Source organism: Providencia sp. Me31A (assembly GCF_050487165.1).
Taxonomy (GTDB): Bacteria; Pseudomonadota; Gammaproteobacteria; order Enterobacterales; family Enterobacteriaceae; genus Providencia.
Window position 1 is genome coordinate 133,099 of the sequence record NZ_JBKQGZ010000013.1, and the last position, 11,916, is coordinate 145,014.

General features: G+C 40.3%; 13 protein-coding genes and 2 pseudogenes. 6 read left to right on the forward strand and 9 right to left on the reverse strand.

Annotated elements, in window-relative coordinates; genetic code table 11:
• Positions 1-142 precede the first annotated feature (142 nt).
• Entirely contained in the window at positions 143-535 is a 393-nt protein-coding gene (locus tag ACLPIE_RS12710) for a hypothetical protein (RefSeq protein WP_430262095.1), read from the reverse strand.
• A complete protein-coding gene (locus tag ACLPIE_RS12715) occupies positions 536-1,867 on the reverse strand; it encodes an MFS transporter (protein WP_430262097.1) in 1,332 nt (443 codons plus the stop codon).
• Positions 1,868-1,966: 99 nt separating this feature from the next.
• Between ACLPIE_RS12715 and ACLPIE_RS12720 the strand changes: the two genes are divergently transcribed.
• Entirely contained in the window at positions 1,967-2,863 is an 897-nt protein-coding gene (locus tag ACLPIE_RS12720; protein ID WP_430262098.1) for a LysR family transcriptional regulator, read from the forward strand.
• Between the two features lie 413 nt (positions 2,864-3,276).
• Positions 3,277-3,666 (forward strand): hypothetical protein, encoded by a 390-nt coding sequence (locus tag ACLPIE_RS12725; protein WP_430262100.1) that lies wholly within the window; start codon positions 3,277-3,279, stop codon positions 3,664-3,666.
• Between the two features lie 23 nt (positions 3,667-3,689).
• Here the strand turns inward: ACLPIE_RS12725 and ACLPIE_RS12730 are convergent.
• The 7 genes and pseudogenes from ACLPIE_RS12730 to ACLPIE_RS12760 form a co-directional block, all read right to left on the reverse strand.
• Positions 3,690-3,930: pseudogene (locus ACLPIE_RS12730) on the reverse strand (transposase); the annotation flags it as partial.
• A complete protein-coding gene (locus ACLPIE_RS12735; RefSeq protein WP_430262124.1) occupies positions 3,921-4,514 on the reverse strand; it encodes an ATP-binding cassette domain-containing protein in 594 nt (197 codons plus the stop codon). The pseudogene ACLPIE_RS12730 and the gene ACLPIE_RS12735, both read right to left, overlap by 10 nt.
• Before the next feature lie 14 nt (positions 4,515-4,528).
• Positions 4,529-5,305: an ATP-binding cassette domain-containing protein gene (locus ACLPIE_RS12740; protein ID WP_430262102.1), complete on the reverse strand. Its 777-nt coding sequence runs from the start codon at positions 5,303-5,305 to the stop codon at positions 4,529-4,531.
• Positions 5,299-6,111: an ABC transporter permease gene (locus ACLPIE_RS12745; RefSeq protein WP_430262103.1), complete on the reverse strand. Its 813-nt coding sequence runs from the start codon at positions 6,109-6,111 to the stop codon at positions 5,299-5,301. Before ACLPIE_RS12745 ends, ACLPIE_RS12740 begins: the two co-directional genes overlap by 7 nt.
• The gene (locus tag ACLPIE_RS12750; RefSeq protein WP_430262105.1) at positions 6,108-7,076 is read right to left on the reverse strand and encodes an ABC transporter permease; all 969 of its coding nucleotides are present in this window, start codon (positions 7,074-7,076) and stop codon (positions 6,108-6,110) included. Before ACLPIE_RS12750 ends, ACLPIE_RS12745 begins: the two co-directional genes overlap by 4 nt.
• Positions 7,076-8,629 carry an ABC transporter substrate-binding protein gene (locus tag ACLPIE_RS12755; RefSeq protein ID WP_430262125.1) on the reverse strand — a complete coding sequence of 518 codons (1,554 nt, stop codon included), beginning with the start codon at positions 8,627-8,629 and terminating at the stop codon, positions 7,076-7,078. Before ACLPIE_RS12755 ends, ACLPIE_RS12750 begins: the two co-directional genes overlap by 1 nt.
• A gap of 220 nt (positions 8,630-8,849) precedes the next feature.
• Positions 8,850-9,740 carry an AraC family transcriptional regulator gene (locus tag ACLPIE_RS12760; RefSeq protein WP_430262106.1) on the reverse strand — a complete coding sequence of 297 codons (891 nt, stop codon included), beginning with the start codon at positions 9,738-9,740 and terminating at the stop codon, positions 8,850-8,852.
• Positions 9,741-10,163: 423 nt separating this feature from the next.
• On the opposite strand from ACLPIE_RS12760, the gene ACLPIE_RS12765 reads away from it, so the two are divergent.
• The 4 genes and pseudogenes from ACLPIE_RS12765 to ACLPIE_RS12780 all read left to right on the forward strand — a co-directional run.
• Entirely contained in the window at positions 10,164-11,000 is an 837-nt protein-coding gene (locus ACLPIE_RS12765) for an urease accessory protein UreD (RefSeq protein ID WP_430262108.1), read from the forward strand.
• A gap of 18 nt (positions 11,001-11,018) precedes the next feature.
• Positions 11,019-11,321: an urease subunit gamma gene (locus ACLPIE_RS12770; RefSeq protein ID WP_430262110.1), complete on the forward strand. Its 303-nt coding sequence runs from the start codon at positions 11,019-11,021 to the stop codon at positions 11,319-11,321.
• A 9-nt stretch (positions 11,322-11,330) separates the two neighbouring features.
• Positions 11,331-11,660, forward strand: a complete 330-nt coding sequence (locus ACLPIE_RS12775; protein ID WP_430262111.1) for an urease subunit beta — start codon at positions 11,331-11,333, stop codon at positions 11,658-11,660.
• Positions 11,657-11,821 (forward strand): annotated as a pseudogene (locus ACLPIE_RS12780) (urease); the annotation flags it as partial. The gene ACLPIE_RS12775 and the pseudogene ACLPIE_RS12780, both read left to right, overlap by 4 nt.
• Positions 11,822-11,916 lie beyond the last annotated feature (95 nt).

Below are 11,916 nucleotides of genomic sequence, written 5' to 3' on the forward strand. Positions count from 1 at the left end.
GTCGATCATAATAACATCATAATATTCGACCGACCGACGGTCAATAGAGATGAGAATAGATATCATTTATTTATTGAGTGTTTTTTACGTAGATAAAACGGCCTATTCGCCGCTTTATCCCTATTTTGAATCCGCTTGAGTTTTAAAGTACAGGGGTTTCATGCAGATAAACCCAATAACACTTATCTGCTTCGACTCTAATGCACGCAACAGAAGTTCTTAGCGTTTCCACTTCTCCTATTTGCTGTTTTTCTTGATATTGAACCCAACAATAGCCATTGTCTTCTCGTAATGGAATCTGATTCATACACCTTGTCGTAAATAAGGTTCTAGCCCCAATATTTTGGCTAAATAACTTAGTCACGTCATCTAAACCAATACAATGGCCTTGGATTGTGACCATCTTGAAATTATCATCAAAACAACCTAATAAAAGAGATAAATTTTCCTGACCATTTCTACCTGTAAAAACATCTTCAATTAAAATATGTAAGTCCACTACACTTTGCAGCGCCTTATTCATTATTTGACTCATTTATTTTTCCTTTACTACTGAAATTAACGAAAATAGCCCAAGTACTGAGGCAATCAAAAAGGTGTATTGATAACATATTAAATCACTAGAAAATGTCGTTAAACTAAAGATAGAAATTAATACTACTGTACCGACGCTAAAAGCCACTTGACGGTTGATATTCCATAACACGCTACCTTGTAGTAAGTCTTTACCTTTAAAGTCTATTAACGAACTAATTTGCGCTGTATTAGCACTTAATCCACCGCCCATCCCCATCAATAAATACGCTAATATTAATAAATTTAACTGACTTGAGCTCGATACCCAATAAAGAATAAAAATACCAAGACTATGTAATGTAACTCCTATAATGAATAAGCGCTTTTTCCCTGCTCGTAAATACCAACGCCCTCCAATAACCATTGATATCACAGCACCTAGTGCATATAACACCATAAATAAACCCGTTTGTGCTGCGTTATAACCTAAATTAGTTTGCAAATTAAAAATATTCAGCAAATTTACCCCAGTAAAAACACCGGGTACGGCGTAATAAACAATAAATGCATTGCACAAATTTTTATTTTTCAGTAATTGAAAATTTAAAATAGGCTCGCGACATTTTTTTGCATATTGTAGATAAATAATGAAAACCAATGCTGAGAACACAAAACTGGTTATTGCTAATAATAGATTGTGATAATCGTTATAAAAAGAAAAGGTTAGCAATAAACACAGTAAGCTAATGCTAATCATCAGTAAGCCTATGAGATCCGGTTTTTCTCTCGCCTTACGTTCATCCCGTTTTATCCATACCCAAGCTAGCAGAGCAGTTAATAAAGAAAGCGGTAAATTTGCATAAAATATCCAATGCCACGATAACGTATCGACTATTACTCCCCCTATTGCAGGTGAAAATGCAGGAGCAATAAGCGCAACGCTCATGATCAAAGTGGATATACGCTGACGTTCATTATTAGGAAATAATGCAAAAACTAATGCCTGCCCAACAGGGATCAATAATCCCCCCGCCATGCCTTGAATAAAACGCCAAAATATTAATTGATAGATAGAGTTGCTTACTCCACTTAGCCACACGGCTAAAGAAAAAAGTAACATAGAATAGCAAAGCAGTTTTTGATTACCTAACTGGCTGGCTAACCACAAACTCATAGGCATGACCAATACTAAACCTAAAATATACGCATTCGCCACCCAAGCAACTTGCGATTGACTTGCAGAAAATGAAAACGCAATCTCTGGTAGAGCAATAGCAGACATAAAAATATTAATACAATCAATGAAAAAGCCCAGTAAAAATACTGTCGCTATTTTATATCGATAAGTCATAAACTTCCTCCGGTGGCAGAGAATAGAGTCCGTCTCTTTCTTTGTCGATGCAAGGGAAGTAAAATCATTGTTTAATGAAATAAAACAATAGATAGGATTATGCAAAAAAATCTTAAGCAGATTATCAGCTTTCTTCAAGTTGTGGATTCAGGTTCTTTTACTAAAGCCGCTGATATTTTAGGGTTGAGCCGCTCCATGATCAGTGTCGATGTTAAACAATTAGAGACTCAGTTAAATGTGAGTTTATTAACACGAAATACACGCAGCATTGCGCTTACTGAGGTTGGTAAGCATTTCTATGATGATTTCAAGCACATCCAAAATCAGATTAATGAAGCCTTCGAGCGTAGCCAAAATTTAGGGACTAATGTTTCAGGTTTACTGCGATTGTCATCAACCAATGAATTTGGTCAGCGTTTTATTTTACCATTACTGCCTGAGTTCTGTAGACTTTATCCTAACCTAAGATTGCAATATTCATTTAATTCTTCCTTAGATGATTTAATTACTGAAAAACTCGACTTATCTATACGTTTAGGTAATTTAAAAAATTCATCCTTAAAAAGGAAGAAACTGGGTGAATATGATATCTATTTAGTCGCAACCCCTGAGTTTATACGAAAATACCCAATTACCCGTGTGGCAGACTTAGCACAAGCCCCTTGGATTAATCACGCTTTATTAAATTGGCAAGATGGTCAATATTTTCTGCAAAATTCTCAAGGGGAGAAACTCAGTTTGCCTTTCGTCAGAAGCCAATATGAGTCTAATTCTGCAACCGTGATCCATCACATGGTATTAGCCTCTTTAGGTATTGCAATCTGCCCTGCTTGGTTAGTAAATGATGATTTGAAAAACAACCAGCTAGTACGCGTACTTCCTGAGTTCAGTTTACCAAAACAAAGTATTCAGTTGCTCTACCCTAACATCTCAGTTTTGCCTGCAAAGACTCGGGCTTTTATTGATTATTTAACAACACATCTAAGTATCCAATAAACATATACCAAGCAAACGGACATGCCCAATCGTACAAGACAGGAGTTGCCGAGTTAATCATTATTCCTTTTAAAGCTAGTATGAAATCAGAAGCATTACAGGGAATATTTTAGTGATGAAATAGTTAGCTCCTCTGGTAGATGCTGAACTGTTCCGGATTTGTTAGCACTAGATTGATGAACCTCTGAATCTGGTGTCCAGCTAACTCCATCTTTACAGCGTGGTCACATCATCAGAATATCTTTGTTATAAAAAATTTATCCGTTATGTCGCAAAAAGTGATACGACTAAGTTGGAGCGACATATCACCTTCCTATAAGACACATTATGGCAAATATGATTATTTTTCTTAAAGTTTAATTCATTAGCTATAATTATATTGATTATCATTTTAACGAATGGAAGGTTCATATATGAAAAAAAATATATTTATATTCTCAGCTCTTTGTGCGCTACTAACGTCCTGTGCAGTAACACCGCAAGAAAAGGCGCAAGAACGACTTAATTTTCAAGTAAGCCTAGCTCGACAATGCGACCCAATTGCAGCAGATTTGATGGCCAAACTTCCTAAAATTAGTACGCTAGATAAACAGCAAAGAGCCTCTTTCGATAAGGAATATCAAGAACGAGTAAACAATCCGACATTTCAATCTTGCTACAACATGGCGTTCAAATCCTATAGTGAGCAGCAACAACTACGTCTACAACAAATGGAATGGGATTCAGAAGCTGGTTTCTTCAATAATCAACCATTTAATTGTGAGTTCTACCCTCCAGAAGGGCCTTACTGGGGCGCATGTTAATTATAAGTTAACTTGAGTTCAGTTTAAGCCATTACTTGAAATCCTATTTTCTCAGCATTCGAGACATTCAGTAATGGCTTTTTCGGTTTCAAACAATAGGTCATCCCCCAATAAATTGAACATTAATCCATACAAACTCCGATGCCGTGAATGCTCCATTTATTTGATATTTTTCAGGTCGCCATTAATTGTATTAATTATTAATCACTTATCGAGTGCAGCTCTATTCCAAGGCGCTAGCAATTTTGGTTTCATTATTTTTCTAACGAAATAACACGACTACACACTTTATTTAATAATGCTTTATTATGACTAAAAATAATCATCGCTAGCGGCCGTTCTTGGGATAGCTGAATAAGACATTGCCAAATATCTTTTTGTAAATTGGCATCTAACTGAGCTGTTACTTCATCAGCAATCAGTACTTGAGTTCTAGGATCTAACGCTCGCAATAGCGCAATACGGGCCAATTCACCACCGGAAAGCTCGTTGGGGCGCCTATCTAACCATTCAGACTTAATTGAAAATCGCACCAACCAATCAGGATCTGGCTGCCACGCATCATGTAAACTTGCGCCAACCGTGCGGTATGGATTAAAGCTTTTTTCTGGATGCTGAGGAACTAACTGAATAGGGCAATACCCTTGATTATTTAGTGGCTTTCCTGCAAATAAAATAGAACCTTGGGTTGCGGCTTGCCACTTGGCAAGTACCCGCCCTAATGTCGTCTTTCCAAAACCACTCGGCGCAGATATCCCAAGACGTTCACCGCTAGCCAGTGACAAGCTAAAGCCATCCCACAGCCGTCGCCCGCCTTGTTCGATGCATAAGTTATTTACTTGTAAAATAGGTTCAATGATACTCATTTACTTGCCATAAATTGGTGTTCAGGTAATGCATTCCACAGTGATTGTATCCACTTACCGCCACCACCTTGTTTGAGTTTTTGGCTGCTCATTACCTCTGCCAATTCCCCATTACGTAATAGTGCGATACGATCTGCAAAACGTACCGCCATAGATAAATCATGGGTTACCCATAAAACGCCACGCCCATCACGACACAGAGATTTTATATTATCAAGCAATTGGATGGCATGTTCATCATCTAACCACGATGATATTTCATCTGCTAAGATATATTCGGCTCGAGATAATGTGGCACTACTGGCTAACACTCGCTTGGCCATTCCCCCCGACAATTGGCTTGGATAATGGTCAACTAATGAACTTTGTAAATTATATTGCTGTAAGTGACGAGTAACATCGTGCATTTTAATATGTTGCCCACTGAGTACCGCGGCACGCTCTAACTGAGGGCCAATCTTTATCAATGGATTAAGCGCACTGACGCCTTGAGGGATATAACATAATGCATTACCACGATGCTGCGACTTATTTTTCTCTGTGAGCCCCTTTCCATTGAGATGGATATTGCCTCGACAACGCATATTGTCAGGAAGTAATCCTAAAACACTTTGTAATAAAAGGCTTTTTCCTTCTCCGCTACCACCAATCAGTGCCACCATTTCACCGGGTCGAATATCTAATGAAATCCCTTGCAGCAAAGGTAGCCAACGCTTGCGACCGAGCCAACGAAATTGAGCCACATCAATCATTAAATTATCTAAGCTCAACATGCAGCCCCCTTTAGCCAGAGCTGCTGAGCAGCTTTAGCAAATTGGTCAAATAGCAATACTAACCCCATTAAGGCTATCCCTGGAAATACCACCAGCCACCACGCCCCTGTACTCAAGTAACGTAGTGCATCTGAAAGTAAAATACCAAGAGAGGGCTCGTGGGGTGATAAGCCAAACCCTAAAAAGCTCAATGCCGCACTGTGCAACACAGCATGGGGAAACATCAGTAACGTCCCAACTATCCACTGAGGTAAAATCATCGGTAAGTAATGATAACGCCAGCGATAAATAGCACTGTTACCAATACGTTGAGATAGCATAATGTAATCAGACTGACTTACACGGAGTAATTCAGAACGTAAAATCAGAGTCAACTTTGGCCAATGAGTCAAGGCTACCGCCCAAATCACCCCCATTTTACCGCCACCTAGTGTAAAACAAATCAGAACCAGCAATAACAAATGAGGCAGCGCGAGCAGAGCATCAATAATGCCGCGGACAGTATAATCCATCACTTTGTTTAATGACGACAAGCCAGCCATAATCACAGCAATTAAGCCGCTAGAACAAGCGGCAATCAAACCAATCTGCAAACTGGTCGCCACACCTTGAAACGTTCTCTCAAATAAATCACGCCCTAGATTATCTGTACCAAACCAATGTTGCCACGAAGGCACTTGGCGTCTATCAAGCAAACTCATTTCAATATCATTTGCTGAGAACCCAAAAGCGTAGCCAGCAAGAATAGCAAGCAAAAGCAAAGAGATAATCAACTTACATAAGGCACGGTTCGGGTTATAGGTCATGAGACTCTCATCACTCCCTTATTTACCTTTCTCAGTAATGCATCAGCAATAGTATTACTAAAAAAGATCAGTACCGCGCACAACATAACAATCCCCATTAATAATGGAATATCACCGCGCAGCCCCGCATCAATAGTGGCTTGCCCTAACCCTGGGTAAGCAAATACTTTTTCTGCTAATAATGCGCCACTGAGCAATTCCCCTACAGAGGCAAACTGCAAGCAAATTGCGGGTGTAATGGCATGTTTTAATACATGAAATCCCATCATTGACCAGCCCTTATCCCCTTGCGCTTTTGCATAATGAATAAATTCGCTGCTCATTACTTCCACCACTTTCGCGCGTGTATGTAGAGCTATATTGCCAATACCTAACATTCCTAAAGCGATAACCGGTAAAATAAGGTGATGAAGTTTTTGTGAAAAAGTCGCGGTTTGTTCATCCAGTCCAATGGGCCACGCACAACAAATCGGAGCCCACTGTAATGAGACCGCAAACAAAGAAAGGAGCAATAAACCAACCCAAAAGACAGGCAGTGATGCCAATAAATAACACGATGTCGAAATCAGTTTATCAGGCCAGCGGTTTAAATAACGCCCTGCCACCAGCCCCAAGAAAAAACCGATCACTCCAGAGAAAAGCCAAGAACAAATCAGCAAAGCAAGTGAAGGGGCAAGTCGGTCCGAAATAACCTGACTAACAGGGGTGTTATAGATCATGGAATAACCCATATCACCCTGTAATATTTGTATGAACCAACGCCAAAACTGCACCCATAATGGTTGATCGAGCCCCCAACGTGCCGCAATTAACGCATACTGTTCAGGAGGCACGTGCATCAAGTCATTACCAATATAGGCTTTTATCGGATCTATCGGTGAATAACTTAACAGGATAAAGATCCCCGCAGCAGTTACCGTTAATAAACAGACAAATCGCAATAAAAGCCCGAGTGCAGTTCCCATTACTTACAAGTCCACGCCCATTCATCAACATTATTTAATACAGACCAAGAGCCATGAATTTCAGGCGCGCTGTTGCCTAAATCAACGCAATGATTCAGTAAATAAATATGCTGTAAGTTCATCAGCCAAGCCCAAGCGGCATCACCTTGGATACCCACCCCAGTTGTACCGTTCCAATCGATCTTTTGCCAAAGTGGAATCGCGGCGGCTTGATCGGGTTGACGAAGCGCCTCTTCAATCAGCTCATCAACCGCTGCGTTCTTGTAGTAACCTGGGTTATAAAAACCTACCCCCGCGGCTTTGCTACTGTAATTGTGTACCAATTCCATGGGGTCTAAACTTCCCCAACCAAATAAAGTCGGGTTAGCATGCATGTGGCGCTCAACAGTTTCCCAACTACCTGATTTCAAATCCATTTCAATACCAATGGGCTTTAAACTTGAACGAATAGCCTGAGCCAAATCGCGGCGCGTGCTATCACCGCTCGCATACCATAAGGTCAGCTTAGCCACTTTGCCGTCTTTTTCCCTTAAGCCGTCCTTGTTCAGTTTCCAACCCGCGTCTTCTAAAATCGATTTCGCTTTCTCAAGAGAGCCATCTTTAAATGCCGAGTCTGGTGCATTCCAAGGCAGGCCAGCAACGCCGGTATAAGCCGGAACAGCAAAACCTTCAAGTACTGATTCAGCTAATAATTTGCGATCAAGCGCATAGTTTATCGCCTTACGGATAGCGACATCAGACGTAATATCGTTACCAATTGGATTACCTTGCGCATCTTGGCCTCCCACTGGTGGGATCGGGAAAGAAATACCACGATTTTCCACACTATAACGCTCAACCAATTTCATATTGGTTACATTATGCGCATTCGCGGCAACGGCAGCAGGAATGCGAACAATTTCCAACTGATTACTTTGTGCAGCGGCAAAAGCAGCATCTTCATCAAGGAAGACAAAAACCATTTTACCAAAATCATTTTTTGGCCCCGCATAGTACGGGTTTTGTTCCACAATCAGTTGCTGGCCCGGTTGGAAATCCACTAAGCGATAAGGACCAGCACCAATTGGGTTATGAGCATAGGTTTTAGCATCATATTTATCAGCGCAAACAATCCCTAATGAGCCGAGCACATTAATAAACGTACTTTGTGGCGAGGATAACGTGATTTTTACTGTTAATGGGTCGATGACCTCCGCTTTAGCAAAATTTCCCATATCCACTTTTCCACCACTCGCAGCGGCATTATTGTAAGTAAATACCACGTCTTTAGCGGTGAGAGGTGATCCATCTGAAAATTTTAACCCTTTTTTAAGAGTCAGCGTCCATTCTTTGCCATCTACATTATGTTGGTAACTTTCAAGCATATAGCTATGCCACGAAAGATCAGCCTTTTGTTTTAATAACGGGCTATGTAACAATAAATAACTACCATGACTCCATCCTAGCATTGGGTCAAAACCCTCAGTAGGCTCTGAACCAATGGCTAAACGGAGTGTTTGCTCTGAAACGGGTTCAGCAGCTTGTACTTGCAAGGTGAGCCCCATTAAGCACATCGCTGCAATCACTTTTTTTATCATACATCCCTCTATAGGCTAGCTTTATTTTTTTATGAAATGTCGCTATTACTGAAATATTCACTGCGTAGGACAATAGGTATTAGTTATGGCCAATTTAAAACCGCTGTTTCTACATCCTGTCTCAATCGCAGTTTGAATTTAATGAAAAACGTCTTCACTATTTGACCTATCTGACATAAGCCATAAGCGCCAATAGCTAAATGTCAATTTCTCTATCAAATTCAATAGCATTTGAATTTAACGATAAATTCGTAATAAAAGCAGGGTCGTTTGACTGCCTTGACTGCAAACGAAATTGAGAAGGCGTCATGTCATATTTTTTCTTAAAAACATCACAAAAATAGGCATTACTGCCAAAACCACAACGATGGCTAATTTGAAAGACAGAGTAATTAGAAAAAGTTAAGTAATTCAATGCCATCCCCATTCGAACATCTAATAACAACTGGCGGAATGAAACCCCTTCTCGATTTAAATGGCGACGTAACGTCGAGGGGGTCGTAAATAACGCCTTTGCGACATCCTCTAAATGCCACTTTTTCTGCGGCTCTTGAGTGATTAAATGAGTGATTGCTTGGTTTTTCGGCTCATCGTAATTGAAACGAAACACATTGAGAATATCAACACCTGCTTGGTAGATAGCCATCAACATAAAATAAAGACTCTGCTTCATTAACAAGACTTCTTGGGACTCGTTTTGTTTTTTTAAAGGAAGGCATTGTTTTAGTAAGCAAAAGTTATCCCTAACCGTTTCTGGCGTTGTGACATGGTAAATGGGTTGATGGCTCGTCAGCGGTGCCCCTGATTTCATCAACGTCTTAAGGAGTGAGAAAACAGACTGTAGCTCCAGTTCTGATATTGATAACGTATGCAACTTAATTGGTTGATTAACTGTACTACATACGATATTGCAAGACACTTGGCTATATTTTGGAATAACAAGCGTCATATCTGACTCAATATCAATATATTGTCCATTAATTACCACACTTCCTTTCGCACCAGATAGCATGGCAATCATAGCGCTTTCAATATAAAACGCTTTTAATACCATTTGGCTCGCTGAAAGAAAATATTTATATTCCATAGTCTCAATAAACTGCGCTTAACGTCAGAAAGATATCCCTAGAAAAAGGGGGGACTGAACAGGTGAAAAACACACTGTAGATGAATATCAAAAAATGCACTAACCCTAGATCAATGCGGCTCAGAATATAGTCCTGTTAGGGTAAAATCGCAATATAGATATACGCTCATTTTTTACTGTTATTTTATTGGTTGTAACTTTTTCTAAATAATTTGCTATTTAATTGAAAGGTAATTTTCGAGATAAGGTGTAAAATCGCGCGATAAATGAATACGCTCAACTTTAGATAATTATTATTTGGCGTTCATTCACATCCTACCCTACTTGCATTAGCTTATACTTCAGATGTACTCAACTCTTGTGGTTCGGGGTATAGCTAAACATGTTCGCGTATTTTTAGTTAGCTGATTTGCAGGAGAAAGTATGTCTGATTTTTCAGGATCAGGCTGGTTAGCTGAAGTTTTTTTACGGTATGAACTCAAACGGGGCACCACCCGCTTAACAGATAAACGGCATATCGGCCCATTGATGGTTCAGCGACCATTCTACCCCGAACAAGGGATTGCACACACGTACTTACTTCACCCTCCCGGTGGCGTTGTTGGGGGGGATAAGCTACTTATCAATATTGATGTTCAACCAGATGCGCACTCACTACTTACCACTCCCGGTGCCACAAAATTTTATCGCAGTGCAGGAGGCGTCGCACACCAAGTACAAACCTTAACGGTGGCAGAGAACGGTTTCCTTGAATGGTTGCCACAAGAAAATATTTTTTTCCCAAAAGCACAGGTACGCCTAGAAACCCATATTCATCTCGCCTCAAGTGCAAAGTTTATTGGCTGGGAAATGCAATGCTTGGGCCGCCCTGTTCTCAATGAATGGTTTGAGGATGGCGAGATTAAAGGACGATTAAATTGCTATATCGATGACACTCTGATTTTAACAGAATCCTTATTAATTGATGGCTCACAAGGCCAATCCGCAGTGATGCGCGAGTATCCCATGCTGGGTTCCTTGTATATCTACCCTGCAACGGATGAATTAAAAACGATCATCCAGCAAGATTTAGACCTTTTTTTCGCCTCAAAAGATAAGCCCATTGAATATGGATTAACAGATGTTGATGGCATTTTAGTATTGCGGTTATTGGGCTCCCAAACTGAACCTATAATGGCTTGCTTTGCACAAATTTGGCAAGCAACGAGGCAACACTGGTTAGGCTATTGCCCTGAACCCCCACGTATTTGGGCAACTTAACATTATTTAGGAGTAAAAATGGAATTAACACCAAGAGAAAAAGATAAATTATTGCTTTTTACTGCCGGTATTGTTGCACAGAGACGTTTAGATCGCGGATTGAAACTCAACTATCCAGAAGCGGTTGCGTTGATCAGTTGTGCAATTATGGAAGGAGCTCGAGACGGAAAAACAGTCGCTCAATTAATGAGTGAAGGCCGTACGATCTTAACCGCCGAGCAAGTTATGGAAGGTGTGCCGGAAATGATCAAAGACATTCAAGTGGAATGTACATTTCCTGATGGCACTAAACTGGTTTCCATCCACGAACCAATTGTATAGGTGGCAATGATGATCCCTGGTGAAATTAAAGTTAACCAAGCGTTAGGTGACATCGTGCTCAATGAAGGCCGAGAAACCCAAACGCTTCAAGTCGCCAATACTGGTGACCGTCCGATCCAAATTGGCTCTCACTACCATTTTTACGAAGTGAATGAGGCTCTTAAATTTGAGCGTGAAATGACGTTAGGGTTTCGTTTGAACATTCCAGCAGGAATGGCCATTCGTTTTGAACCCGGACAGAGCCGCACTGTTGAGTTAGTCGCATTTAGCGGTAAAAGAGAAATTTACGGTTTCCATGGCAAAGTCATGGGAAAATTAAAAGGTAAGAACGGATTATGAAAACTATCTCACGGCAAGCCTATGCAGATATGTTTGGTCCAACCACAGGTGACCGCCTACGCTTAGCAGACACAGAATTATTTTTAGAAATTGAAAAAGACTTCACCACTTATGGTGAAGAGGTGAAATGGGTCTTCCCCGATCATGGTGGTCAGACTCAAAATCCCATATCTAAATTACCATAGTGAAACATCACTGCTGTTTTAAATCGTTCTTGATTTCGATAACCTCTTGCTTTGATCCTCAATAATCTAAT

What these genes read in the sequence shown, in the direction of transcription:
- ACLPIE_RS12745 (WP_430262103.1), bottom strand. Translation starts at nt 6,111, where the DNA reads ATGACCTATAACCCGAACCGTGCCTTATGTAAGTTGATTATCTCTTTG.
- ACLPIE_RS12765 (WP_430262108.1), top strand. Translation starts at nt 10,164, where the DNA reads ATGTCTGATTTTTCAGGATCAGGCTGGTTAGCTGAAGTTTTTTTACGG.
- ACLPIE_RS12715 (WP_430262097.1), bottom strand. Translation starts at nt 1,867, where the DNA reads ATGACTTATCGATATAAAATAGCGACAGTATTTTTACTGGGCTTTTTC.
- ACLPIE_RS12725 (WP_430262100.1), top strand. Translation starts at nt 3,277, where the DNA reads ATGAAAAAAAATATATTTATATTCTCAGCTCTTTGTGCGCTACTAACG.
- ACLPIE_RS12760 (WP_430262106.1), bottom strand. Translation starts at nt 9,740, where the DNA reads ATGGAATATAAATATTTTCTTTCAGCGAGCCAAATGGTATTAAAAGCG.
- ACLPIE_RS12755 (WP_430262125.1), bottom strand. Translation starts at nt 8,629, where the DNA reads ATGTGCTTAATGGGGCTCACCTTGCAAGTACAAGCTGCTGAACCCGTT.
- ACLPIE_RS12775 (WP_430262111.1), top strand. Translation starts at nt 11,331, where the DNA reads ATGATCCCTGGTGAAATTAAAGTTAACCAAGCGTTAGGTGACATCGTG.
- ACLPIE_RS12740 (WP_430262102.1), bottom strand. Translation starts at nt 5,305, where the DNA reads ATGTTGAGCTTAGATAATTTAATGATTGATGTGGCTCAATTTCGTTGG.
- ACLPIE_RS12710 (WP_430262095.1), bottom strand. Translation starts at nt 535, where the DNA reads ATGAGTCAAATAATGAATAAGGCGCTGCAAAGTGTAGTGGACTTACAT.
- ACLPIE_RS12720 (WP_430262098.1), top strand. Translation starts at nt 1,967, where the DNA reads ATGCAAAAAAATCTTAAGCAGATTATCAGCTTTCTTCAAGTTGTGGAT.
- ACLPIE_RS12770 (WP_430262110.1), top strand. Translation starts at nt 11,019, where the DNA reads ATGGAATTAACACCAAGAGAAAAAGATAAATTATTGCTTTTTACTGCC.
- ACLPIE_RS12750 (WP_430262105.1), bottom strand. Translation starts at nt 7,076, where the DNA reads ATGGGAACTGCACTCGGGCTTTTATTGCGATTTGTCTGTTTATTAACG.